The sequence below is a fragment of the Streptomyces sp. P17 genome, assembly GCF_032436805.1.
Classification (GTDB): Bacteria; Actinomycetota; Actinomycetes; order Streptomycetales; family Streptomycetaceae; genus Streptomyces.
This window is the reverse complement of the sequence record NZ_JAVRBF010000723.1, coordinates 1-277: the sequence shown is the minus strand read 5'-3', so window position 1 is coordinate 277 and position 277 is coordinate 1. Positions and strand designations below refer to the sequence as shown.

The following is a 277-nucleotide window of genomic DNA, read 5'->3' as shown; positions in this document are numbered from 1 at the left end:
TCTTCGACTTCGGCCTGATGCCCGGCCTCAACCCGCGGCTTTTCCTCGATATGATCGGCTTCATCGAGATGGGGCGCGATGCGCGCACCTACCGGCTGATCCAGGACACGCGCTACGGCCGCAAGGTGATCATCGAGAGCGACAGCGTGCCGCGCATGGTGGAGGCCGCGACCGACTATGTCGCGCGCCGCCTGCTCGAGCGCGACAAGGCGCTTGCCGACGAGGTCGGCGACACGACCGTCGATACCGCCAGGAGCAAGAGCAAGGCGCGGCCGAC

The 277-nt window shown here is 67.1% G+C and carries 1 protein-coding gene; it reads left to right on the top strand.

Features of this window, described 5'->3' with window-relative positions; translation table 11 throughout:
- The coding region (locus tag RMT89_RS42725) for a hypothetical protein (RefSeq protein WP_315889150.1) at nucleotides 1-277 on the top strand (277 nt) is incomplete at both ends.